The following is a 23,036-nucleotide window of genomic DNA, read 5'->3' as shown; positions in this document are numbered from 1 at the left end:
CAGATTCTCGTAAACGATAGCCTAAGTTCGAGGTATCGGCCCTCTTAGAAAGTTATGGCTTCTCCGGATACGGTCTCCGCGACGAGAAACGCGTCGGCGACGAGCTGGATCGGTGCCAGATCCACGTCGCTTTCGCGACATGCGATCAGCATAGCGAACCGATCGTAAAGCCGGGCATATTCCCGGTTCGCCGTATCGACGGAAATCCGAGTCCTATCGATCGACAGCCGGGCGCCGCCCTCGGTCAGTGCCAGACAGCCTTCGGCGGTCTCAACCGTGATGGTCCAGCATTCATCGCCTTCGTTGCGGAAGTCGAAGCGCGCGCGAATCGGTACGCCGCAGCTCTGCATCGTCAGCGCGGCAGCGATCGGCGCGTGGCGCGCCTGCGGCACGACGAAATGCGCGGCGTCCAGGACGATCGGGCGCGGCAAGATGCGAGTCAGGATCGACAGGCCATTGATGCCCGGATCGAATACGCCGAATCCCCCCGCCTCCAGGATCCAGTTCTGGCCGGGATGCCAGCGCCTGATATCCTCGCGCCAATCGACCCGGACCGCCGTGATCGTCGCCTCGGCCAGCCACGCGCGCGCCTGTTCGACCGCGGCCGCCTCGCGCGAATGCCACGTCGTGAAGAGGGTCACGCGCTGCATCGCGGCGACGGCGATCAAGTGTTCGGCGGCGGTGACGGTCGCGGCCGGCGGCTTTTCGAGCATGACATGCTTGCCCGCGAGAATTGCCTCCAGCGCGATGGCATGGCGGCCGGCAGGCGGGGTGCAGAACGATATGGCGTCGAGATCGGGTTGTGCTGCCAGCATCTCGGTCAGGCTGCTATAGGATGGGACGGAGTCGAGCGCGGCCTTGGGGTCGGCGACCGCCATCAACCGGAAGCGGGGATCGGCTGCGATCGCCGGAAGATGCTGATCGCGCGCGATCTTGCCGAGGCCCACGATGCCGAGCCGGATGGGATGGGTCATGAAAGGTGGCCTTCGCAGGATATCTTCACGCTTCGTATTCGCCACGGGCTTTGTTGCAAAGGATAAGGGGGGCCGATACCTGCCAGCCCATGTCCGATCTCCGTATCATCGAACGCGATCGCCGCGACACGCTGGGTGAGGGGCCGCTCTGGGTGGCAAGCGAGGATGCGCTCTATTGGGTGGATATCCTCGATCGGCGCGTCAACCGGCTTTCGCTGGCAGACGATGCGGTGACCAGCGTGGTGATGCCCGAGCTGATCGGCTGGGTGATCGAGCGCGCCGATCGGCCCGGTTTCATCGCCGGCTTAGCGAGCGGCTTCGCCGAACTCACGCTCGATCCGTTCCAGATTCGCAAGATCGTCACGCCGGAGCCCTTGTCGCCCAAGGTGCGGATGAACGACGCCAAGGCGGATCGGGCCGGCCGCATCTTTGCCGGCACCATGTGTTATGAAGGCGCCGAGCCGATCGGATCGCTCTACCGGCTCGATTCCGATCTCTCGATTGCTCCGGTGGATCAAGGCTACCGGATCGCGAACGGCCCCGCGATCAGTGACGACGGCCGGACCATCTACCATACCGACAGCGCCGAAGGGCTGGTTTACCGCATGGTGCTCCATTCCGACGGGTCCCTGGGCGCGCGCGAGGTTTTCCTGCGATTCCCCGACGAATGGGGCTCGCCCGACGGCATGACGATGGATGCCGAGGGCGGATTGTGGATCGCGCATTGGGGCGGATCGCGGGTCACGCGTTTCCTCGCCGATGGCAGCATCGACCGCGCGATCCATGTTCCCGCGCTTCAGGTGACGAGTTGCACCTTTGCCGGCCCGAACCTCGACCGGATGTTCATCACCTCGGCGGCCGATGGGCTCGACGGCGAGCATGACGGCGCGCTGTTCGAGGTCGATCCGGGCGTGCGTGGCCTCCCGACGCTGAAGTTCGGCGGTTAGTCGGTTCGGCGGGATCCACCACGGTCCGCCGGCCTCCACTACGCGAAGCCGGTCCGGCGCGGCTTCGCGTATGGTGTGGGCGCGGGCCGCCGGTCGGATGCCCATTGCATGGTCCGCGCAGGCCGTGACGTACCAATGATATGCGATCGAATGTCGCATTTGTTGTTTGTGTGGATCGCGCCTCCCGAGAGCACCTCTGGAGATTCTTGGGACTGGCCAAGTTTTTGGTGGCTGGTAATATCCTATCTATGAAGTAGGATATTTACATGGGCACAGCCTTCGCCACTCTCATGCCGTCCGACGACGGCTTCCAGCACCCGGTCAGCCGATCGCGCACCCGCGATCGCGCCCCACTCCGCCTCATCCCCGGCCGCTCTCCCGCGAGTAACCAGATGCCCGTCAATCTCCCGACCAATATCCTGCGCAGCTTCGTTGCGATCGTCGACGCCGGATCGATGCTCCAGGCGGCGGATCAGGTGTTCGTCACCCAGTCTGCGCTCAGCCTCCAGATCCGGAGGCTCGAAGAGCTCGTCCAACAGCCTCTGTTCATTCGCGATGGCCGCCGGCTCTCGCTCACGCCGGCCGGCGATCTGATGCTGGATTATGCCCGCCGGGTGCTGGCCCTCCACGATGAAGCAGTAAGCGCGGTCGGCTCGGGCCAGTTCGCCGGCCCGGTCAGGATCGGGATGGTCCAGGACTTTGCCGAGGCTTTGCTCGGCGGCGTGCTCGCCCGCTTCGCCGAACTCCACCCCGAATCGCAGGTCTATGCGCGGGTGGCGGGTACGGCCGAGCTGCTCGGGCTGCTCGATCGTGATCAGCTCGATATCGTCATCGGCTATGCGGGTTTCGATGCCGCCGACGCGGTCTCGCTCGCGCCGATGGCCTGGTATGGCCGTGAGGATCTGGCGGCACGCGACGTGATCCCCCTTGCCGTGCTGGAGAAACCGTGTCGCTTCCGCGAAGCGGCGATCGCCGCGCTCGATGCTTCGGGTCGCGCCTGGCGGATCGCGATCGAGACGCCCAATCTGTCGACTTTGCGCGCGGCAGTGGAGGCCGGCCTCGGGTTGACCTGCCGCACGCCTCTGTTTCTGCCGCGCGCCGAACCCCTGTCGGGCAGCGCATTGCCGTCGCTTCCGAAGGTGGCCGCGATCATCCGCCGGGGTGAGGCCACCGATCGCGCGACTTCGCGCCTGCTCGATCTGACGCGCGAGGTGGTGGCCGGGCTTCCGACCGCGGTCCTATGAGCAATCGCAATCGGTTTCGCACCGATCTCGTTGGTCGTGCTGGCCGTGACTTTCTACCCTTTGCGCCTCGCTGATCGGTGTGGTGCCGATCGGACGCGGAAGGATCGCCCGATGGCCGATGGCGAATATGACGACAGTCTCAACACCCAATTCCGCCGGCTTCAGCAAGAGCGCGAGCTGAGCTGGCCGGCCGAGCAGCTTGCGGCCAATGCCGCGCAGCGCCGGGCGCTGCTCGCCGCTTTCGATGCCGAAGCCGTGGTCAAGCCTGGCGATCGGCTCGACCCGTTCGATCTGGTCGGGAGTCGAGGCGAGGCGATCACGCTGGACGGAATCGTAGCGGACGGGCCGGCGATCCTGATCTTTTTCCGTTATGCCGGTTGCCCGGCCGACAATCTCGCGCTGCCTTATTATGACCGGCATCTGACGGCGGCAGCCGGTGTGCCGGTGGTCGCGATCAGCCCGCAGATTCCCGAACGGCTCGACGCGATCCGCGAACGGCATGACCTTCGCCTCGTCGTCGCAAGCGATCCCGACAATCGGTTGGCAAACCGGCTCGGCCTCACCTTCACCCCGATCGAAACCTTCATGCTGCCGCCGGCCGGCTGGATCGGCGAAATCACCGGCACCGGCAGCTGGGAATTGCCGCAGACCAGCGTGCTGATCGTCGATCGTGATCGCATCGTCCGCTTCGTCGCGGTCAGCCCCGATTGGCTCGATCGGGTCGAGGCGCCCGAGATCCTCGCGGCGCTGCGCGAGTTCCAGACTGCACCCGAACGCCTCTCCGCAGCGAATTGAGGATCCCGATGTCGTTCCAGCTTCACCGTCGTCATTTCCTCAGTGCCGGCGCGGCAAGCCTGCTCGCCGCCTGCTCGAAACCACCTTCGGGGCAGAACCAGACCCTGCTGGTCGGCGATCAGCGTGGTGGATCGAAGGTGGTGCTGGAGGCGACGCATGCGCTCGACGCGCTGCCCTACCGAATTGAATGGTCCGCCTTCCCCAATGCCGCGCCCTTGCTCGAGGCGCTCAATGCCGGCGCGATCGATACCGGCATCGGCGGTGATGCGGCGTTCATTTTCGCGATCGGTACGGGCGCAAAGATCAAGGCGATCGGCGCGCAGCGTTACGAGGGGCCGGGACCAGTGATCGTCGTGCGCAGCGATTCGCCGATCCACACGATCGATCAGATCGCCGGCAAGCGTATCGCGACCCCGCGCGGATCGATTTCGCACAATCTGATCCTCGCGGCGCTGGAGGCGCAGGGCAAGCCGCTCGATGCGGTCAAGATCGCGTTCCTCTCGCCGCAGGACGGGCAGGCGGCACTTCAGGGCGGATCGGTCGATGGCTGGGCGATCTGGGATCCCAATGCGACGATGGCGGTCAAGCAAGGCGCCCGCCTGGTGACCGGTACCGACGGTCTCGTCCCATCGTATGCGCTGATGTTCGGCCGCGATGGGGCGATTGCGGATAAACGGCCACTGCTCGCCGATTATCATCGCCGGCTTTATGCCGGATGGGATTGGGCAGCCAAGAACGGCGCGGCTTACGCTGCGCTGCTGGCCAAGGAGACCGGCGTCCCGCTCGATATCTGGCAGACGGTCACCGCGCGCACGCGGCGCCTGCCCGCCCCGATCGACGCAACCCTGATCGCCGATCAGCAGAAGACCGCCGATCGCTATCTGCGCGCCGGGCTGATCCAGCACCGGATCGACGTGACGCCCGGCTTCGATTCCAGCTTTTCCTGAGATTTCCATATACGGCAAGGAGTTGCGATCATGACGAAGCGTCAGTTGAAGCTGGGCCTGGTCCCCACCGGGGTCGGCGGCCCGGGCGAATATAATCGCTGGCTCGATCCCGAAATCCCGGTCGATGCCAGCGTCAACATCGATTGGTATATCGATATCGTGAAGCAGGCCGAGGCGGCGAAGTTCGATCTGGTCTTCATCGTCGACAGCCAGTTCATCACCCCCGATTCGCCGCCGCACTATCTCAACCGGCTCGAGCCGCTGACCCTGCTGTCGGCGCTGGCGGTGGTGACGAAGAATATCGGCCTGATCGGGACGGCGACGACCTCGTACAACGATCCCTACAATCTCGCCCGCCGCCTCGCCTCGCTCGATCTCATCAGCCATGGCCGGGCAGGTTGGAACGTGGTGACCAGCGGCGACGCCGGCACCGCGCGCAATTACGGCAAGGACGAGCATTACGATTACGACACGCGCTACGGCCGGGCGCACGAATATCTGGATGTCGCCCGCGGCTTGTGGCGCTCCTACGAAGACGGCGCGCTGGTGCGTGATCGCGAGACCGGCGTGTTCCTCGATCCCACCAAGCTCCACGCGCTCAACCACAAGGGCCGCTTCTTCTCGGTCGAGGGGCCGCTCAACATCCAGCGCTCGCCGCAGGGCGAGCCGGTGATCTTCCAGGCTGGCGACAGCGATCAGGGGCGCGATCTGGGGGCCGCGATCGCCGACGGCATCTTCACCCACGCGAAGTCGATCGAGCAGGGGCAGGCCTTCTACAGCGACCTCAAGGGGCGGGCCGCGCGACTGGGGCGCGATCCCGATCAGATCGTAATTTTGCCGGGCTTCACCGTCTATGTCGGCGACAATGATCTCGATGCGCGGGAGATCGAGCGACATTACCGGCTGCAGGATCATTCGTTCGAACAATCGCTTGCTGAGTTCGGCCGCGCCTTCGGCTGGCACGATTTCCGCCAGTACGATCTCGACGCGCCGTTCCCGGTGGCGGCGCTGGAGCATGCGAAGAACAGCTTCTTCACCCAGGCCAAACGGATCACCGATCTTGCGGTCGAGCGCGGTTTCTCGCTGCGGCAGGCGGTGGATCACGCACGCACCTTGCGCACCAGCCCGTTCGTCGGCTCGGCCGAGACGGTGGCGAACGAGATCGGCCGCTGGTTCGAAGGCCGCGCGCTCGACGGCCTCAACATCCATGCCGGCCATCCGAGCCAGTTCCGCCGCTTCACGCAGGAGGTCGTGCCGTTGCTGCAGGAACGCGGCCTGTTCCGCACCGATTATGAGGCGACGACCTTACGCGGCAATCTCGGGCTCACGATCCCGACGAACGTGCGCGGGGTCGAACCGCGCGAGCGGGTGGCGGCCTAGGCGACGCAGATCCCCTCCCGCCGTTCGCGGGAGGGGGCGAGCGTTCAGATCACATAGAATCCGTGCGTGCCGTCGCGCTCCAGTTGCGCGACCAGCCCATATTCCCAATCGAGATAGGCCTGCATCGCCGCCGCCGCATTGTCGGTGCCCTCATACGGTCTTTTGTAGCGCTGTGCGGCCGGAATCGGCGGTAGTTCGGACTGAGCGCCGGTTTCCAGCGGGCCGTCGAAGCCGCCATCGAGAACGAACACCTCCCACCCCATCTGCGCGAGCCACGATGCGGTCATGTCTGCGCGCGAGCCGAGATCGTCGGCGAGCAGGATTCGCGCGTCGCGCACCGGGGCGGCCATATCGGTTTCCTGCACCAGTTGCCCGCCGGGATAATGGCGGTAACCGCGGATATGGCCGGCGGCATATTCCTCTGCCGTCCGCACGTCGAAGCGATAGAGGGTGCGGGTCCGATCCTCCGCCAGCACTGTGGCGTCGGCGGGCGAAATGTGCCGGACGCCGGCACGATAGGCGACGGCGCGGGCTGCTGCTCGGCTGTCTTCCGTATCGCCCGGCGCGGCATGGCGATCGGCGCCCTGTTCCAGCGCCTGCCCGGCCAAGGTCCAGCCGATCGTTCCGTTGCGGAGCGCCACGACGCGGTTCTTCACGCCGGCATTGATCAGGGATTGCGCGCCGATGATCGATCGGGTCCGTCCGGCGCAATTGACGATGATCGTCGTATCGGGATCGGGTGCGGCAGCGCCCGCGCGCAGCACCAGTTCGGCACCGGGTGCGCTCTGCGATCCGGGGATGTTCATCGTCGCATATTCGTTCGGGCGGCGCGCATCGAGGATGGCGATGTCGGCCTTCTCCTCGATCAGCGCCGCGACATCCTCGGCCGGGAGCGAGGGCGTATGTCGCCGCGCCTCGACCAGTTCTCCGAACGCCTTGGAATAGGAGTTCACGTCCTGGAACAGTTCGTATCCCGCCGCGCGCCAGCCGGCGAGCCCGTCATCCAGTGCGGCGACGTTGCTGTAGCCGAGCGCGGTGAGCGTCGCCGCTGCGTCGTCGACCAATCCTTCGCCATCGTCGCACAGCGCGATTCGCACGTCCTTGCGGGGCAGGCGGACCGCCGCCTCCAGCGCGATCCGGTCATGCGCCAAATTCGCGGCGAACAACGGATGCCCGGTCGCGAAAGCGGCTTCGGTGCGGACATCGAGGATGGCGATTTCCTGGCCGAGCAGGAGGGCACGGCGGATTTCGGCGGGGGTGATTGTCAGCGGCACGATATCCTCACTTTCGCTCCGCTCTGGTGCCTTCGCTCAGACGACACAATCGAGAGTTAAGCCCTGCTTCATGAGCGCGGCTCATTCTTGGTGCGCCGCTGCGCCTGCGGCATGAAGGCGCACAAAGGGAGTGGGGCATGCGGAAAGTCTTGTTCGCCGGCGGATTGCTCTTGTCTTCGGCGGCCTGGGCGCAGCCCGTTCCGCCGGCCACCGGCGGCAATGCGCAGGGCGATCTTTCGGTCACCATCTATTCCAACGACATCGCTCTGGTGCAGGACGTGCGCCAGCTCGATCTGCCGGCTGGCCGCTCCCGCCAGCCGTTTGCCGATGTCTCGGCTTCGATCCGGCCCGAAACGGTCGGTCTCGCCGCGCCAGACACGGCCGTGGTCGAACAGAATTTCGATTATGATCTCTTGAGCCCGACCAGCCTGATGCAGAAGGCAGTCGGCGAGACGATCACGCTCGTGCGCACCAATCCCGGAACCGGCGTCGAAACGCGCGAGCGCGCGCAGGTGCTGGCGGTCAATGGCGGTGTCGTGCTCGATGTCGGCGGCAAGATCGAAGTGCTGCGCGACGACGGCCTGCCGGTGCGCGCGATTTTCGACAAGGTGCCCGACAGCCTGCGTGCGCGGCCGACTTTGTCGGTCAGTCTCGACAGCCGCCGCAGCGGGGTGCGCCCGGTCACCTTGTCCTATCTGAGCGGCGGGCTCGGCTGGAATGCCGATTACGTCGCCTTGTTCGACGAGAAAGCCGGGACGATCGACGTCCAGGGCTGGATCACGTTACGCAACACCAGCGGCACGAGCTTCGTCAATGCGAAAACCCTGTTAGTCGCAGGCGAGGTCGGATCGGGCAATGAGGGCAATCAGATGCCCTACCGGCCGCGGCCGGTGAACAATTCGATACGCCGCCCCGGCACCGAGACCGCCGCGCGCGAGCAATTGGGCGATTTCTACCTCTATCCGCTGCCCGAACGCACGACGATCGCCGACAAGCAGACCAAGCAGGTCAGCTTCCTCGACGTCCATGGCGCGCCGGCGTCGAGCGGCTACGAATATCGCAGCACCTGGCTCGCGAGCAGCGACAAGCCCGAAAGCGCCGCGAGCGTGCTGACCTTCTCCAATTCGGCCAAGGGCGGGCTCGGCGATGCGCTGCCCGCCGGCACGGTGCGGGTCTATATGCGCGACGCGCGCGGGCAACCGCAATTCGTCGGCGAGAATCGGATCGAGCATACCCCGCAAGGCTCCGAGCTCACGATCCGCACCGGCGATGCGTTCGACGTGAATATCCAGCCCTCGGTGACCGAGCGCACGCGCCTGTCCGCCAGCCGCTGGCGCACGACGATGCGCTATGTCGTCAGCAATGCCCGCGCCCGCCCGGTGACCGTCACCCTGATCCAGGGGGGCGTGCCGTGGTGGTGGGCCGATACGCGCATCGTCGACGAGAGCCTGAAGAGCGAGCGGCGCGACGCCGATACGGCGGTGTGGAAGGTGCCCGTGCCCGCCAACGGATCGGCGACCGTCACCGTCACGTTCGAAACGCGCAACTGATGCTGGCGCCGGCGGTCCTGCTGGCCGTCGCGGCATCGGCAGCGAATGTCACCGTATCGCCCGCGCCCGATCATGTCGCGCTGACCGTCTATCGCGCGCCGTGGCGCGGCGCGCGGGAGGCGATGAACCTGCGTTACCTCAACGGGTTCGCCTTCATCACCGAGACGCGCACCGTCCGGCTCAAGGCAGGGGAGACGGTGCTGCGGTTCGAGGGCGTTGCCGATGGGATCGTCCCGGCCAGCGCGGTGATCGTCGGCCTGCCCGGTGGCGTGGTCGAGAAGAATTGCGATGCGCACCTGCTGTCGCCCGCCGCTTTGATCGACGGCACGCTCGGGCGACAGGTCACCTTGCGGCGGACCGACAAGGCGAGCGGCGCGGTGCATGAGGAGCAGGCGACGATCGTCGCCGGCCCGGCCGAAGGTGTCGTGTTGCAGACCGGGAGTGGGATCGAGACGCTGCGCTGTTCGGGGCTCGGCGAGAAAGTGCGCTACGGCGCGGTGCCCGCGGGCCTGTCGGCACGGCCGGTGCTGAGCGTCACCACCCGCAGCCCACGTGCCGCCACCGCCCGCGTGACCTTGTCCTATCTGGCGAGCGGGTTCGATTGGAGCGCCAGCTATGTGGCGACCCTCGCCCCCGACGCGAAATCGCTCGATCTGTTCGCGTGGCTGACGCTCGCCAACAGCAATCACGGCGTCTTCGCCGATGCGGATGTGCAGGCGGTGGCGGGGCGGGTCCGGCGGCAGGCGGTGCGCGAGGTGATGGCGGCGGCCGCACGGCTGGAGCTCCATTGCTATCCGCTCGGCACGACCACATCGAACCTGCCGTCGTTCGCAGGCGGGCTGCGCGAGGATATCGTCGTGACCGGCTCCAGCATCATGCGGGCGCCGGTGGTGGCGATGATGGCTGCCCCGGCGCCGCCCCCTCCCCCGCCACCGCCCCCGCCGGAAGATCTCGGCGATCTGAAGCTTTACCGCGTGCCCGAACGGGTGACGGTCGCGGCCAACGGCCAGAAGCAGGTGGCCCTGCTCGTGCGGCAGCATGTGGCGTTCGAGACGGTCTACCGATTCGCATTGCAGGAATGGAGCCGCGTCAGCGATCAGCCCGCCGATATCGTCCTGCGCCTGCGCAATGAGGAGAAAGACGGGCTCGGCATCCCGCTGCCCGCCGGCACGACCGCGGTCTATCAGCCGCGCGGCGATACCCGTCTGCTGCTCAGTCTCGGCACGATCGGCGATGTCGCGAAGGGTGAACGCACCCGATTCGCTGCGGGCGTTTCACATCAGATCCTCGCCACGCAAAGCGCGCAGGATCGCGTCCGTACGGTGACGCTCAGCAACGCCAATCCCTATCCGGTGCCGGCCGAGGTCGCGATCGGAGGGACCGGGGATCGACTTTACGTCGATACCAGCGCGCCGCTCGAGCGTATCGATGGTATCCAGACCTGGCGCGCGACCGTTCCCGCCAATGGCACAGCAGTGCTCAGCTACGCGGTACCGAAAGGATAAGGATGCGCTTCCTCGTCACGATCGATCTGTCCAAGGCCGATATTGCGGCCTTCGATCATTATGAGCGGCAGGTCGTGCCGCTGCTGGCGCACTATGGCGCCGAGATGGAACTCCGCGTGCGCTCGCTCGACCGGAAGAGCGAGGTGCATCTGCTTCGTTTTCCGGACGATGCCGCGCATCGGGCCTTTCTGGCCGATCCGAAGCGCCAGGCGATGCGCCCGATCATGGAGGGGAGTGGAGCGACATCGACCGTGGTCGAGGTCGAGCACCTGTAATCCCCGATCGGGGAGGAAGAAGGAATTTACTGGGCCGCGCCCTGGGGCATGCCTTGCGGCATCTGCGGCGGCATCGGGCCGAAATCATGCATCGTGACTTCGAACACCAGCACCGAATTGGCCGGGATCTGCCCGGCCTGGTGATCGCCATAGGCCAGTTCGGGCGGGATCCAGAAGCGGTAGCGGCTGCCGCGCGGCATCAGGGTCAGCGCTTCTCCGAAGCCGGGGATCACTTGGCCGATCGGCATCACCACCGGCTGACCCGGCTTGGTCGCATCGAATTGCGTGCCGTTGGTCAGCGTACCGCGATAATCGATCTGAACGCCGTCGCCGGTTGTGGGCGTCGGGCCCTTGCCCGCCTCGATCACCTCATATTCGAGGCCCGACGGCGTCGTCTTCACACCCGCCCGGGTGCCATTGGCGACAAGGAACTGGGCGGGCGTCATGCCGGTCATGACTGCTTTCTCGCTCGTCTTCCAGGCGGCATAGATGCCGACCAGCACGAACAGGGCGATACCGATCCACAAGGTGGTCACGCCCGCCCGGCTCACCGGGCGTAGCGGAACGGCGGTCACTTTCGACATGTCAGTATCAGGCCTTAGCGGGCCTGGTCGCGCTCGGCGCGCTTGCGCTCCAGCTTGCGGGCGCGGCGGATCGCAGCGGCGCGCTCGCGCGCACGCTTCTCCGACGGCTTCTCGTAATGACGGCGCAGCTTCATCTCGCGATAGACGCCCTCACGCTGCAGCTTCTTCTTGAGCGCGCGAAGAGCTTGATCGACATTGTTATCGCGAACGATGATCTGCATAAAAAAACCCGTATCTCCAAGGCCGCCGACGCGTCCATCAACAGCAATAAGTGATTGTCGCCGCAGGCACTGCCAGCGTCGTGAGCGGGCGCCCCTAACAGGGTTGGCGTGATTCCTCAAGCCGGGATAGTGGAGTCTTCATGACCCGCTTCACCGTCAATGGCGAACCGGTCCATTACAAGATGGACCCGGCCACCCCGCTCCTCTGGGCGCTGAGAGACGCGTCCAATCTGACCGGCACCAAATATGGCTGCGGCGCTGGCCAGTGTGGCGCCTGTACGGTGCATGTCGACGGTGTTGCGCGGCGTTCATGCCAGGTGACGATCGGTGCGATCGAAGGCAGCTTCGTCACTACGATCGAGGGGCTGAGCAGCGATCGCAGCCACCCGGTGCAGCAGGCGTGGGTAGCGGAGAGCGTGCCGCAATGCGGCTATTGCCAGTCGGGTGTGATCATGGCGGTGGTCGCCCTGCTGGCACATACCCCCAATCCCAGCGATCAGCAGATCGACCAGAGCATCACCAATCTCTGCCGCTGCGGCACCTATCCGCGGATCCGCAAGGCGATTCGCCGTGCGATCGAGGCGACCAGCAGCGGCGACGCACTCACCGCGGCGCCGCCGCCCGATATCGACCCGGCCGATGCGGCCGAGGCAGTACCCGCCCTCACCCCGCCACGGACGGAACCCAAGCGCTGATTGCGAATAATCGATCCGCTCATAAGCTTTCTGCACGCTTAAGAGCGAATTCAGCCATCGCTCACGCAGAATTGGTCAAACAGCGTTCATGCCGGAGCATTTCGCTCATCGGCGAGGAGTGATGCCAGATGAACAGGGCTCGTATCAGCCTCCTGGTTGCCGCCGCCGTCGTAGTCGGCGTGCCTGCGCTTGCGTCGGCGCAGGACAATCAGGACCATCGTGAAAATCATGGCGGCGATCGCGGCGGCCGCGGCGCCCCGCCGCCCGTCCAGGATCGCCGCTCGCAGCCGGCCCCGCAGCAGCAGATGCCCGCGCCCCGGCAGGAGGCGCCGCGCCAGGCCCCTCCGCCGCCGCAGCAGCAACAGGTTCCGCAGCAGCGCCCTGCCGGGCAGGGTTACGGCTATCACCGCATGCCCGATGGGCAGCCGGGCCGCGGCGGGCAGGGGCAGCAGCAGTTCCAGCAACAGCAGCAGCAACCCCCGATTCAGCAGGGGCGGCCGCAGGGTTACCAGGATCGCCGCTTCAACAATGGCGGCGATCGGCCCGATAACCGGGGTGGCTACGATGGCCGCCGCGACGATCCCCGCAACGATGGTCGCAATGAGGGGCGGGGCGATTATCGCGGTGGCGATCACCGTGGTGCGCCACCGCCGCCCAATGGCTATCGCGGCAATGACGGCCGCTATGGTGGCGGCCAAGGATGGCAGGGTGGTCAGCCCGGTCGCGACTATGGCCGCCCGGGCCCCAACCGGCCGGCGTGGCGCAACGACTGGCGCGGGGACAACCGCTACGATTGGCGCGGCTGGCGCGATCGGAACCGCCAGCAATTCCATGCGCCGCGCTATGTTGCGCCGCGCGGTTATGGCTGGGGCTATCGCAGCTTCGGCATTGGTTACCGGCTCGACTCGTTTTTCTTCGCACCGAATTACTGGATCAATGATCCGTGGGATTATCGCCTGCCGCCCGTCTACGGTCCCTATCGCTGGGTCCGCTATTATAACGATGTGCTGCTGGTAGATATCGACACCGGCGAAGTCGTTGACGTCATTCAGAATTTCTTCTGGTGATAAGTCGCACATTTCATCAGTATTAAGATGAAGTTCTGGAGCGGTTCATAGTTAAAGCGATAGAGAGGGAACCAGATGAGATTGCCGCATTGGCATCCCATCTGGTTCCACCCGGAGCACAGGAGTATGAGTATGCGTAAGTTTATTCTGACCGGCCTGCTGGCGGCGACGTTAGTGCCGGGCCTGGCCCAGGCGCAGGACAGGGAATTGCGCGACGATCGCCGTGACATCCGCCACGAGCAGCGGGATGTGGATCGCGCGATCCGCAACGGCGCGCCGCCGCATGTGATCCGCGACGAGAGGCGGGACGTGCGGGAAGCCCGTCAGGAATATCGTGAGGATTGGCGCGATCATCGCCGTATGCACCCCAACGTCTATCGCGGCCCGCGCTGGGACGCACCGCGCGGCTATGGCTATCGCAGGGTCGTGGTCGGCTATCGCTTCGATCCGGTCTTTTATGATCGCCGTTACTGGGTCGATCCCTATCGTTACCATCTCCGCCCGGTCGGCGTAGGCCAGCGCTGGGTGCGGTACGGCAACGACGTGGTGCTGATCGATCTGCGCACGGGCCGCGTCCGCGACATCAACTACCGTTTCTTCTTCTAACGCGTGTCAGTAGCGTAGCGTAGGGAAAGCCCGGGCGGGAAACCGTCCGGGCTTTTCTTGTCCGGCCTGGCCGGGCGGGCGATGGAGAGGCCCGTGCGCTATTCAGCTCACCCGCCCGAACGGCAGCAATTGGCGCGCGAGTGCCGCTGCGGCCTTGCCGTCGCCGGCGCGGAGCGGGATCAGCAGAGCCTCAGCGCTGCGCTTGGCGATGCGATCGAGTGGCGTGGGGGCATCGAGCGAAGCGGCGCTTTCGGCAAGCAAGCGCGCACCGGCCACATCATGGGGATCGAGACGGATGCGCATGAGGGCCGCGATCCCGGGGAAGAATGCCCGGTTGCGCCCCATCGCCACCGCCCGATCGAGCGCGCTCGTGCCGACGCCCTTTTTGGCGCCAAGCCCCGCACTGGCCAACAATGAGCCCAAATCGGCGATCGCGTCCAAATTCCAGCCCGCGATCAGCATCTGCGCTTCGGGGTCGCGCGGATTTGCGGCAGCGAGCCCGTCGAACAGCCGGCGCGACATCTTGGCATCGCCCGCGTTGCGGGTGAGCTTGGCGCGGTAGCCGATACCGGCCGCATGCTGCATCTGCGCTTCGTAATCCGCAGGATTGGCTGCCAGTTGGGCGGCAGCCGCCGCAATCGCCCGCTTGACCTCGGCGAGCGCGGCGTTCTTGTCGGTGGTCTGGAACGCGGCGTGGGTGAGCATTTCGCGCGGCGTCGCCGCACTGAGGGGGGCAGCGCACAGGATCGCGACCGAGGCGAACGTCGCGAAAAATCGGGTCATTATGGTCTCCTTGGGAGACTTTAAGCGCGCATGGCGGAGAATCGATCCGTTTTGCGGATCAGTCGGCTGTTTTGCTGAGTGCGTCGGCGATCAGGCGTCGGCTGTTGTCGATCCCATAGAGTGCGATGAAGCTGCCCATCCGCGGGCCCTGTTCCGATCCGAGCAGGGTTTCGTAAAGCGCCTTGAACCAGTCGCGCAGCCGTTCCTTGCCGTAGAAGGTCTTGCCGATCTCATAGACCTCGTTCTGGATCGCCGCGGCCGGATCGGCATCGTCGCCGATCGCGGCCAGGCTGGCATCGAGCGCGCGCAACGCCTCGATCTCCACACCCTCGGGCGCGCGCCGCTTCAGCGTCGGGGCGATGAAGTCCCGATGGAGCGCGATCGCATAGGGCACCAGCGCATCGAGCGCGGGATCCGCCGGTGCGCCTGCGGGCAGATAGCGCGCAAGATAGGTGCGGACCTGGTCCGCGTTGGCATTGGCGCCGAGCACGCCGACCAGATTGAGCAGAAGGCCGAAGCTGACCGGCGGGACGCCGGTCGGCACCTTGCCGTCATGGATATGGTGGACCGGATTGCCGAGCTGCTGCTCGGGCGGCTGGGCCGCATAATCCGCCACCGACTTCCAATAATCGTCGATCGCGCGCGGGATCACGCCGATGTGGAGCTGCTTGGCGCGCTTCGGCTCGCGATAGATATAATAAGCGAGGCTCTCCTGCGGACCGTAGGTCAGCCATTGCTCGAGGCTGAGGCCATTGCCCTTGGACTTCGAGATCTTCTCGCCATGCTCGTCGAGGAACATCTCGTAATTGAAGCCCTCGGGCGGCTTCGCGCCGAGGATGCGGCAGATCTTGGAGGACTGGATCACCGAATTGATCAGATCCTTGCCCGCCATCTCGTAATCGACGCCGAGTGCGACCCAGCGCATCGCCCAATCGACCTTCCATTGCAGCTTGGCCGCACCGCCGAGCGCCGATCCGGTCATCACCTCGCCGTCGTTGGGATCGGTCCAGCGAATCGTGCCGGCCTCGGCATCGATCACCTCGACCGGCACCTGCAACACGACCCCGGTCTTGGGATCGACCGGCAAAACGGGCGAGTAGGTTGCGCGGCGTTCCTCGCGGAGCGTCGGCAGCATCACCCCCATGATGGCGTCGTAGCGCCGCAGCACCCCGCGCAACGCCTCGTCGAAGCGGCCGCTGGCATAATATTCGGTCGAGGACGCGAATTCATATTCGAAGCCGTAGCGATCGAGGAAATCGCGCAGCATCGCATTGTTATGATGCGCGAAGCTTTCATGCGTGCCGAACGGATCGGGAATGCGCGTCAGCGGCTTGCCGAGATGCTCGCGCAGCATCGCCTGGTTGGGCACGTTGTCGGGGACCTTGCGAAGGCCGTCCATGTCGTCCGAAAACGCGATCAGATGGGTCGGGATATCCGACAGGATCGCGAAGGCGCGGCGCACGATCGTGGTGCGCAGCACCTCGTTGAACGTGCCGATATGCGGCAGCCCCGAGGGGCCGTAGCCGGTCTCGAACAGGACGGCGCCCTTGGCCGGCGCGCCATCGGGATAGCGCGCAAGCAGCTTGCGCGCCTCTTCGAAAGGCCACGCCTTGGAGGCGAGCGCGATATCGCGGAGCTCGTTTGCCATCTGTTCCCGTACCGTATAACCAAGGGGCGTGCCTTTATGGGAGCAAGCGGGGCGTGGAAAGCGCTTATCCGCCGGCCCGATCCGAGGAGGGCCGCTTGTGGAAATAGTCTCGTCGGACGCGAACCTGCCGGTCCCCTATATGCGGCGGATCAACCGCGTCGCCGAGACGACCCGCTACGTCGCCCGGCCCGGGCTGCGCGCTTTGCCTTCGGGCGCGGGCGCGTTCGTGGCGTTCGGCAGCCTCCAATTCTTTCCGCTCGTGATCCTCTTGTGGGCGATCTGGTGGCCGGCGCCGCGCAGCACCAGCGATTATGAATTCGCGATCGGTTGCTCCGTCGCGCTGGCGGCGCTGGTGGTGGGCGTATTTACCCTGCTGGCGCGCCAGAATCCGGGGTTCCTGCTCGCGGTGATGCGCTCGCCGTTCATCAGCATCATCGTCACCGATCGGCGTGTCCTCTGGACATTGCCCTGGATGCAGCAGCCGCTGATGGACATCGGCCATGAACGCATCCTCGGCGGGGTGCTCGGCCAACTCGATCGCAAGGGGAATGGTCCCGCCGCTTTGGTCCTGGTGCCGGGCGATCCTTGCGCCGACATGGACGGCAATATCCATTTCGATCGGCTGCCCGATGCAGCGGCCTTCGTGGCGGCCCTGCGGGGCTGACGGCAAGCGATCGTGACGATGCGTGAGAGCGACGCGCCGCCGCCTCTGTCGGCGCTGCATGCGACCCATGGCGGCATCTGGCTGGCGACGCCCGACGGCAAAACCCGCGTCATCGGGCGCGGCGAGGCGATCGCGCAGATTTCGGGCACGCCGACGATCCTGATCAACGCGCCTCTGGTCGCCGCGCGGCTCGATCTTCCCGAGATTTCGGGGCTCGATCTGCTCGAACTTTACAGCTTCGTATATCCGGCGCGATTCGCGGTGCCGACACCAGCCGGGTTGGCACGTGCGCTCGGGGTCGCACCGCCCGAGGACGACGGCGCAGCCGCGGCCTTTCTGCATGTCGCAGCAGAGACGATGCTTGCCACATTGGCGGACGCAGCCTGGGCGGAGCGTGAGGGCGCCTGGACGACGGCGCAGGCGCTTGGCCGGCTGCGCTGGCCGTGGGCCGCGCTCGTCGCGCCCCGCATCCCCACCCCCAAACAGGCCGAACGCTGGCTCTTCTCGAAGCTGCCGCAATGGGAGGAGGCGGCCGAGCGACCCGATCCCGTCCCGATCCGGCTGAACGATGCCGGGACGCTCGATACGCTGGCGCGTCTGGTTGGCCGCAATGCCGAGCCACGCGAGGGGCAGCGCGCTTATGCCGTCGCCGCCGCGCGTGCCTTCGATCCGCGCGATCTGGCGGGGCGGCCACATTTGCTGCTGGCGGAGGCCGGCACCGGCATCGGTAAAACGCTGGGCTATCTTGCCCCGGCGTCACTTTATGCGGCCGAAGCGCACGGGCCGGTCTGGGTCTCGACCTTCACCAAGGCGCTCCAGCGCCAGCTCGCGGCCGAAAGCGTGCGCGTCTTCCCGAACGATGCGGAGCGGCGCGAGAAGGTCGTGATCCGCAAGGGGCGCGAAAATTATCTCTGCCTGCTCAATCTCGAGGATGCGCTGCAAGGTGGCTTCCAGGGGCGCGCGGCGATTCTCGCGCATCTCGTTGCGCGCTGGGCGGCGTACAGCCGCGACGGCGACATGATCGGCGGCGATCTGCCGGGATGGCTGCCGACCCTGTTCCGCCGTGCCGGATCGACCGCGTTGACCGATCGCCGCGGCGAATGCGTCTATGCCGGCTGCCCGCATTACCGGAAATGCTTCATCGAACGCGCCAGCCGCGCGTCGGAGAAGGCGGATCTCGTCATCGCCAACCATGCCTTGGTGATGCTGCTTGGCGCACGGCGGATGGACGAAGGGCGGCCGCTGGCGCGGATCGTCTTCGACGAAGGCCACCATTTGTTCGACGCCGCCAATTCGACCTTCGCCGCCGCGCTGACCGGGCAGGAGGCGATCGAACTGCGCCGCTGGATTCTCGGCCCCGAGCGCCAGACCCGCGGCCGCCGGCGTGGCCTGTCCGCCCGCCTGCTCGATGTCGCTTCCTATGACGAGGAGGGGCATCGCGCGATCGAGCAGGCCTCGGCCGCGGCGCGCGAGCTGGTAGGGGATGGCTGGCTCGGCCGGCTGGCAGAGGAATTGCCGCTCGGGCCGCTGGAAAAGTTGCTCGCAGCGGTCCGTACCACCGCCTACGCGCGGGCGAGTGCGGCCGATGCCGGTTATGGCATCGAAACCCACGCCGCCGAACTCGACGCGGCGATGATCGAGGCGTCCTTGCCCGCGATCGAGGCGCTCGAAAATCTCGTCCGCCCGCTCGCGCGACTGCGCCAGCGGCTGCAAGCGGTGTTGGAGGACGCGCCCGACTGGCTCGATACCGCTGCCCGCGCGCGGGTCGAGGGGGCATTGTCCGGCCTCGTCTATCGCGGGCAATTGCTCGCGGCATGGATTGCGTTGCTGTCACGGTTGGGCGGGCCGGCCGATCCCGATTTCGTCGACTGGCTCGCGGTCGATCGGGTCGAAGGGCGCGAATTCGATATCGGGTTGCATCGCCACTGGCTCGATCCCACCCGTCCGCTCGCCGATACGGTGCTCAAGCCCGCGCATGGCGTGATCGTCACCTCGGCCACCCTGCGCGGCGGCGGCGATTGGGGGGTGGCCGATGCCCGGAGCGGCGCCACGCATATGGAACGCGAGCCGATGCGTTTCGCGGCCACCTCGCCATTCGATTATGCCGCGCAAGCCGAAGTGCTGATCGTCACCGATATCAAGCGGGGCGACACGGCCGCCTTGGCGGGCGCTTATGCCCGGCTGATCGAAGCGTCGGGCGGGGGCGCGCTCGGCCTGTTCACCGCGATCCAGCGGCTGCGCGGCGTTCATGCCCGCATCGCCGATCGGCTCGCGCGTGAAGGGTTGCCGCTTTACGCCCAGCATGTCGATCCGATCGATACCGGCACATTGGTCGACATCTTCCGTGACGACCCGCGTGCGTCGCTCCTCGGCACCGATGCACTGCGCGACGGGGTCGACGTGCCGGGTCAATCGCTGCGGCTGGTGGTGATGGAGGGCGTTCCTTGGCCGCGCCCGACCGTGCTGCACAGCGCGCGCCGCGCGGCCGGCGGCGGCAACGCCTATGACGATCGCATCGTCCGCGCGCGGCTGGCGCAGGCATTCGGCCGGCTGATTCGCCGCGCCGACGATTCGGGCACCTTCGTGCTTTTGTCAGCGGCAACGCCTTCGCGCCTGCTCGATGCCTTCCCGCCGGGGGTAGCGGTTGTGCGGGTCAGTCTTGAAGAAGCGGTGCAGCACATCGCATCCCGGCTTCCACCCGACGGCGCTTTGCGGCATCAGGCGGCTGTCGCGACGCAACCGGGGTAGAAGATGAAGCGGCTGACGCTCCTGCGCCATGCCAAATCTGGCGAAGACCTGGCGGCCAGGCGGGATTTCGATCGCCGGCTGAACGGCAAGGGCCGCCGCGCTGCGCGTGCGATAGGCCGGCATATGCGCGACAATCAACTCGCCTTCGATCGGGTGATCGCTTCGCCCGCCGCGCGTGTTGTCGAAACGGTCGCGGAGGTCGGTGCCGGCTATGGTGCAGGGCTCGATCCGGCCTGGGAGCGGCGCATCTATCTCGCTTCAGCCGCAGAACTGCTCGATCTGGTCCACGAATTGCCTGACGGCGCCTCGAGCCTCCTGCTGGTCGGGCATAATCCTGGGCTCGAGCAACTCGTGCTACTGCTTGTTCCCGATCAGGCCGACGATGTCGTGCGCGATCGGGTGGAGGAAAAATATCCGACCGCAAGCCTGGCCGAGATCGCGCTCGATGTTGCGCACTGGGCTGATGTCGCGCCAGGCTTGGGCCGGCTCACCCGGTTCGTGCGACCCCGCGATCTGGATCCGGCGCTTGGCCCCGACAGCCCGGAATGACAGGGCCGTTTGCCATGGCAGCGTACCGGTCAGGCCAGGTGGATCAGGCCGTAGACCGCCGAGCAAAGGATCATCAGGCCCGTAACCGCGGTCACGAACTCGACCATCATCAGACGACCTTGCATCATAACTCTCCCCGGATTGTTCGATCGGATGCCAGAAAGCCCCAAAACGGGGGTAAATGCCAATCCGGTGTTTTCCGTAGGGGGCGTCCGGTCGTGCTACCGATCGTCAGGCTTGTGCGTTGGTCGTCCCGATATCGAACAGGAGATCGTCATGGCCGGTGAAGACAAAAGCGACGCGGAGAAGAAGGAATCCGCCGACGAGATCAAGCGCCTTGAGGTCACGGACCATGCGCCGCGCGGCGGCGCCCATGGCCGCGAGGATGACGAACGCCTGCACGAGGCACCCCCGCCGCTACCGAATTGATGCGGGGCCGATGATCGAGGGCGATCGGTCCGAAGCAAGCATCGACTGCCGAAGGAGAATCCGTCACATGTCTGCCACGCGCGAGGCCCTGAACCTGGATGACCTGCAGGGCATCCTGAACGCGACCATCGACGATAAGCTTCATGAACGCGGCCTTCCGGTCGCGTGGGGCTACGTCACCCTCATGCCGCGGATGATCGTGCCCGAAGGCGAGTGCAACTGGACATATGATTGGGAAGAAACCGATACCGAGGCCGACGATGTCGCGCGATCGGTGATCGAGGGCTTCAAGGATCGTTATGATGTGCTTCCGGGATAATCGGCCCGCGCCGGGCGGCGAGAGCGGGTGACGTTATCCCTGATATTCGGCCGCTGCGATGATGCCGCTTGGTTGGGGCGCCCGCGGAGGGAGGCGAAAATATTCTTTCCCCTCAAATCTTTATGCGTGGGCGCTGCGTAACTTCCGACGGGCGATGGGGCCTTTCGGAGTAAATATATGTTCAAGCCAATCACCGCGCGAACCGTTTTCATCGCGATTGCGGCCGCTTCGCTGAGCCCGGTCCTGTCCGCGTCCGCCATGGCCAACCCGATGGTCGGCGGGGCTGCCATGTATTCGAACAAGACCATCGTCGATAACGCCGTGAACTCGAAGGACCACACCACGCTGGTCGCGGCCGTCAAGGCCGCCGGCCTGGTGGACACATTGTCGGGGCCCGGGCCCTTCACCGTCTTCGCGCCGACCAACGAGGCGTTCAACAAACTTCCGGCCGGCACGGTCGATACGCTCGTGAAGCCCGAGAACAAGGATATGCTCACGAAGATCCTGACCTACCATGTCGTCGCGGGACGCATGACGTCGAAAGACATCATGGCAGCGATCAAGGCTGGCGGCGGCAAGGCCATGCTGACGACTGTGCAGGGTGAACCGCTCACCGCATCGATGATGAACGGCAAGCTGGTGCTGACCGATGCCAAGGGCGGCATGGCGACTGTTTCGATCAAGGACGTGATGCAATCGAATGGCGTGATCCACGTCGTCGACACGGTGCTCATGCCCTGATGGTATCGTTAGCTAGCCCGGCGTCGGCCTTCCGGATGGTCAGGCCACTTTGATACGCACTTGGCCGCGCTGGAGGACCCCGGCGCGGCCAAGGCGCTAGATGCGGACGTGCGGTGCCGAAATCGGCCGTCGAGCCCGGAGCGATTATCGCAGCTGCTCTGCCAGGAAATCGACGAACACCCGGACTCTGGCCGGCGTCGTCGCGCCGCCGACAAATACGGCGTGGATCTGTTCGACATCCCCCGGATTGAACTCCTCGAGGAGGGGCACGAGCGCGCCCGTTGCGATTTCGCGCGCGACGCTGAACGCGCCGACCCGGGTGATCCCCACGCCCGCCGCCGCCAACTGCCCCAATGTCTCGCCATTGTTCGCCTCGATGCCGCCCGCGACCGCCAGGGTGAACGCCCGCCCGTTTTGCTGGAACGGCCAGATCGGCTCGGCACGACGGAAGGAGAAGCTCATGCAATTGTGCCGGTGCAGATCTGCCGGCGTCTTCGGCGTTCCCATCCGCGCCAGATAGTCTGGCGATGCGACGATCACGCGCCGCGTCTCTCCCAGCTTGCGCGCGGTAAGCGAGCTGTCCGGCAGCGGGCCGAATTGCACGGCGACGTCGGCCTCGCCAGCGGCAATATCCACCAGCGCGTCGCTCAGCGCGATATCGATGAGGATGTGCGGGTAGAGCGCCGCGAACCTGCCCAGTAACGGCACGATGCACAGGCGCCCGTGGGACAGAGCGGCGCTGACCCGCAATCGTCCCCGCGGGGCGCCTTGGTCCGCAATCTGCTGCTCGGCATCGTCGAGGTCGGCCAGAATCCGTCGGGCGGACTGAAGGTAGGCCTGGCCCTCCGCCGTCAGGGAAAGTGCGCGCGTGGACCGCAGGAGAAGGCGCACGCCCAGCCGGTCTTCCACGCGGTCGATCGCCCGGCTGACTGCGGACGGACTGAGATCGAGGACGCGCCCTGCCGCCGAGAAGCTCCCTTGCGCGACGACCGTCGTGAACAATGCCAGTGATCGGGCACGATCCGCACCACCTGTCAGCTTTGCGTCCACTGCACAAATCCTCAGCGCCGGGCGCCCCTAGTTCGCTTTTG

24 protein-coding genes are annotated in these 23,036 nt (G+C 65.9%); 17 read left to right on the top strand and 7 right to left on the bottom strand.

Annotated features, from left to right (window positions below; all coding sequences use genetic code 11):
• Window positions 1–44: 44 nt before the first annotated feature.
• Window positions 45–974: a Gfo/Idh/MocA family protein gene (locus AB4Z44_RS17475; protein WP_404710952.1), complete on the bottom strand. Its 930-nt coding sequence runs from the start codon at window positions 972–974 to the stop codon at window positions 45–47.
• Window positions 975–1,063: 89 nt separating this feature from the next.
• Between AB4Z44_RS17475 and AB4Z44_RS17470 the strand changes: the two genes are divergently transcribed.
• The 5 genes from AB4Z44_RS17470 (at window position 1,064) to AB4Z44_RS17450 (ending at window position 6,287) form a co-directional block, all read left to right on the top strand.
• Window positions 1,064–1,921 (top strand): SMP-30/gluconolactonase/LRE family protein, encoded by an 858-nt coding sequence (locus AB4Z44_RS17470; RefSeq protein WP_404710951.1) that lies wholly within the window; start codon window positions 1,064–1,066, stop codon window positions 1,919–1,921.
• 392 nt (window positions 1,922–2,313) lie between these two features.
• Window positions 2,314–3,165 (top strand): LysR substrate-binding domain-containing protein, encoded by an 852-nt coding sequence (locus AB4Z44_RS17465; RefSeq protein WP_404714266.1) that lies wholly within the window; start codon window positions 2,314–2,316, stop codon window positions 3,163–3,165.
• A gap of 111 nt (window positions 3,166–3,276) precedes the next feature.
• Complete coding sequence (locus AB4Z44_RS17460; protein ID WP_404710950.1) at window positions 3,277–3,960, top strand: peroxiredoxin-like family protein; 684 nt, start codon at window positions 3,277–3,279, stop codon at window positions 3,958–3,960.
• 8 nt (window positions 3,961–3,968) lie between these two features.
• On the top strand, window positions 3,969–4,907 hold the full coding sequence (locus AB4Z44_RS17455; protein ID WP_404710949.1) for an aliphatic sulfonate ABC transporter substrate-binding protein: 939 nt from the start codon (window positions 3,969–3,971) through the stop codon (window positions 4,905–4,907).
• A gap of 30 nt (window positions 4,908–4,937) precedes the next feature.
• Window positions 4,938–6,287: an LLM class flavin-dependent oxidoreductase gene (locus AB4Z44_RS17450; RefSeq protein WP_404710948.1), complete on the top strand. Its 1,350-nt coding sequence runs from the start codon at window positions 4,938–4,940 to the stop codon at window positions 6,285–6,287.
• A 44-nt stretch (window positions 6,288–6,331) separates the two neighbouring features.
• On the opposite strand, the gene AB4Z44_RS17445 is transcribed toward AB4Z44_RS17450, so the two are convergent.
• Window positions 6,332–7,555, bottom strand: coding sequence for a rhodanese-like domain-containing protein (locus AB4Z44_RS17445; RefSeq protein ID WP_404714265.1), 1,224 nt, complete (start codon window positions 7,553–7,555; stop codon window positions 6,332–6,334).
• A gap of 143 nt (window positions 7,556–7,698) precedes the next feature.
• Between AB4Z44_RS17445 and AB4Z44_RS17440 the strand changes: the two genes are divergently transcribed.
• From AB4Z44_RS17440 to AB4Z44_RS17430, 3 genes are read left to right on the top strand one after another with little or no spacing between them, the layout of a single operon-like run.
• A complete protein-coding gene (locus AB4Z44_RS17440) occupies window positions 7,699–9,111 on the top strand; it encodes a DUF4139 domain-containing protein (protein WP_404710947.1) in 1,413 nt (470 codons plus the stop codon).
• Window positions 9,111–10,616: a DUF4139 domain-containing protein gene (locus AB4Z44_RS17435; RefSeq protein ID WP_404710946.1), complete on the top strand. Its 1,506-nt coding sequence runs from the start codon at window positions 9,111–9,113 to the stop codon at window positions 10,614–10,616. The genes AB4Z44_RS17440 and AB4Z44_RS17435 overlap by 1 nt, the downstream gene beginning before the upstream one ends.
• A gap of 2 nt (window positions 10,617–10,618) precedes the next feature.
• Window positions 10,619–10,891, top strand: coding sequence for a hypothetical protein (locus AB4Z44_RS17430; RefSeq protein ID WP_404710945.1), 273 nt, complete (start codon window positions 10,619–10,621; stop codon window positions 10,889–10,891).
• Window positions 10,892–10,917: 26 nt separating this feature from the next.
• Here AB4Z44_RS17430 and AB4Z44_RS17425 read toward each other — a convergent pair whose 3' ends face one another.
• Both AB4Z44_RS17425 and rpsU read right to left on the bottom strand, forming a co-directional pair.
• Entirely contained in the window at window positions 10,918–11,475 is a 558-nt protein-coding gene (locus tag AB4Z44_RS17425; protein ID WP_404710944.1) for an FKBP-type peptidyl-prolyl cis-trans isomerase, read from the bottom strand.
• Between the two features lie 14 nt (window positions 11,476–11,489).
• Window positions 11,490–11,696, bottom strand: coding sequence for a 30S ribosomal protein S21 (gene rpsU, locus AB4Z44_RS17420; protein WP_223797934.1), 207 nt, complete (start codon window positions 11,694–11,696; stop codon window positions 11,490–11,492).
• A 140-nt stretch (window positions 11,697–11,836) separates the two neighbouring features.
• Between rpsU and AB4Z44_RS17415 the strand changes: the two genes are divergently transcribed.
• The 3 genes from AB4Z44_RS17415 (at window position 11,837) to AB4Z44_RS17405 (ending at window position 14,064) form a co-directional block, all read left to right on the top strand.
• On the top strand, window positions 11,837–12,391 hold the full coding sequence (locus AB4Z44_RS17415) for a (2Fe-2S)-binding protein (protein WP_404710943.1): 555 nt from the start codon (window positions 11,837–11,839) through the stop codon (window positions 12,389–12,391).
• Window positions 12,392–12,519: 128 nt separating this feature from the next.
• Window positions 12,520–13,458, top strand: a complete 939-nt coding sequence (locus AB4Z44_RS17410; RefSeq protein ID WP_404710942.1) for an RcnB family protein — start codon at window positions 12,520–12,522, stop codon at window positions 13,456–13,458.
• A 132-nt stretch (window positions 13,459–13,590) separates the two neighbouring features.
• Window positions 13,591–14,064 (top strand): RcnB family protein, encoded by a 474-nt coding sequence (locus AB4Z44_RS17405; protein WP_404710941.1) that lies wholly within the window; start codon window positions 13,591–13,593, stop codon window positions 14,062–14,064.
• A 102-nt stretch (window positions 14,065–14,166) separates the two neighbouring features.
• Here AB4Z44_RS17405 and AB4Z44_RS17400 read toward each other — a convergent pair whose 3' ends face one another.
• Both AB4Z44_RS17400 and AB4Z44_RS17395 read right to left on the bottom strand, forming a co-directional pair.
• Window positions 14,167–14,847 carry a hypothetical protein gene (locus tag AB4Z44_RS17400; protein ID WP_404710940.1) on the bottom strand — a complete coding sequence of 227 codons (681 nt, stop codon included), beginning with the start codon at window positions 14,845–14,847 and terminating at the stop codon, window positions 14,167–14,169.
• A 58-nt stretch (window positions 14,848–14,905) separates the two neighbouring features.
• On the bottom strand, window positions 14,906–16,495 hold the full coding sequence (locus AB4Z44_RS17395; RefSeq protein WP_404710939.1) for a lysine--tRNA ligase: 1,590 nt from the start codon (window positions 16,493–16,495) through the stop codon (window positions 14,906–14,908).
• 97 nt (window positions 16,496–16,592) lie between these two features.
• Here AB4Z44_RS17395 and AB4Z44_RS17390 point away from each other — a divergent pair, with 97 nt between their 5' ends.
• The 6 genes from AB4Z44_RS17390 (at window position 16,593) to AB4Z44_RS17365 (ending at window position 21,945) form a co-directional block, all read left to right on the top strand.
• Window positions 16,593–17,159, top strand: a complete 567-nt coding sequence (locus AB4Z44_RS17390; RefSeq protein WP_404710938.1) for a hypothetical protein — start codon at window positions 16,593–16,595, stop codon at window positions 17,157–17,159.
• Between the two features lie 18 nt (window positions 17,160–17,177).
• Complete coding sequence (locus AB4Z44_RS17385; protein WP_404710937.1) at window positions 17,178–19,907, top strand: ATP-dependent DNA helicase; 2,730 nt, start codon at window positions 17,178–17,180, stop codon at window positions 19,905–19,907.
• 3 nt (window positions 19,908–19,910) lie between these two features.
• Window positions 19,911–20,456, top strand: a complete 546-nt coding sequence (locus AB4Z44_RS17380) for a SixA phosphatase family protein (protein WP_404710936.1) — start codon at window positions 19,911–19,913, stop codon at window positions 20,454–20,456.
• 276 nt (window positions 20,457–20,732) lie between these two features.
• Window positions 20,733–20,885 (top strand): hypothetical protein, encoded by a 153-nt coding sequence (locus tag AB4Z44_RS17375; RefSeq protein WP_404710935.1) that lies wholly within the window; start codon window positions 20,733–20,735, stop codon window positions 20,883–20,885.
• Window positions 20,886–20,952: 67 nt separating this feature from the next.
• Window positions 20,953–21,204: a hypothetical protein gene (locus AB4Z44_RS17370; RefSeq protein WP_404710934.1), complete on the top strand. Its 252-nt coding sequence runs from the start codon at window positions 20,953–20,955 to the stop codon at window positions 21,202–21,204.
• A 177-nt stretch (window positions 21,205–21,381) separates the two neighbouring features.
• Window positions 21,382–21,945 carry a fasciclin domain-containing protein gene (locus AB4Z44_RS17365; protein WP_404710933.1) on the top strand — a complete coding sequence of 188 codons (564 nt, stop codon included), beginning with the start codon at window positions 21,382–21,384 and terminating at the stop codon, window positions 21,943–21,945.
• A 144-nt stretch (window positions 21,946–22,089) separates the two neighbouring features.
• Here the strand turns inward: AB4Z44_RS17365 and AB4Z44_RS17360 are convergent, their stop codons facing one another.
• Window positions 22,090–22,995: a LysR family transcriptional regulator gene (locus tag AB4Z44_RS17360; protein WP_404710932.1), complete on the bottom strand. Its 906-nt coding sequence runs from the start codon at window positions 22,993–22,995 to the stop codon at window positions 22,090–22,092.
• Between the last annotated feature and the right edge of the window lie 41 nt (window positions 22,996–23,036).

This window comes from Sphingomonas sp. MMS24-J13 (genome assembly GCF_044905095.1).
Lineage (GTDB): Bacteria > Pseudomonadota > Alphaproteobacteria > Sphingomonadales > Sphingomonadaceae > Sphingomonas_I.
Note: the sequence above shows the minus strand (reverse complement) of the source record. Positions and strands in the feature narration are given on the sequence as shown.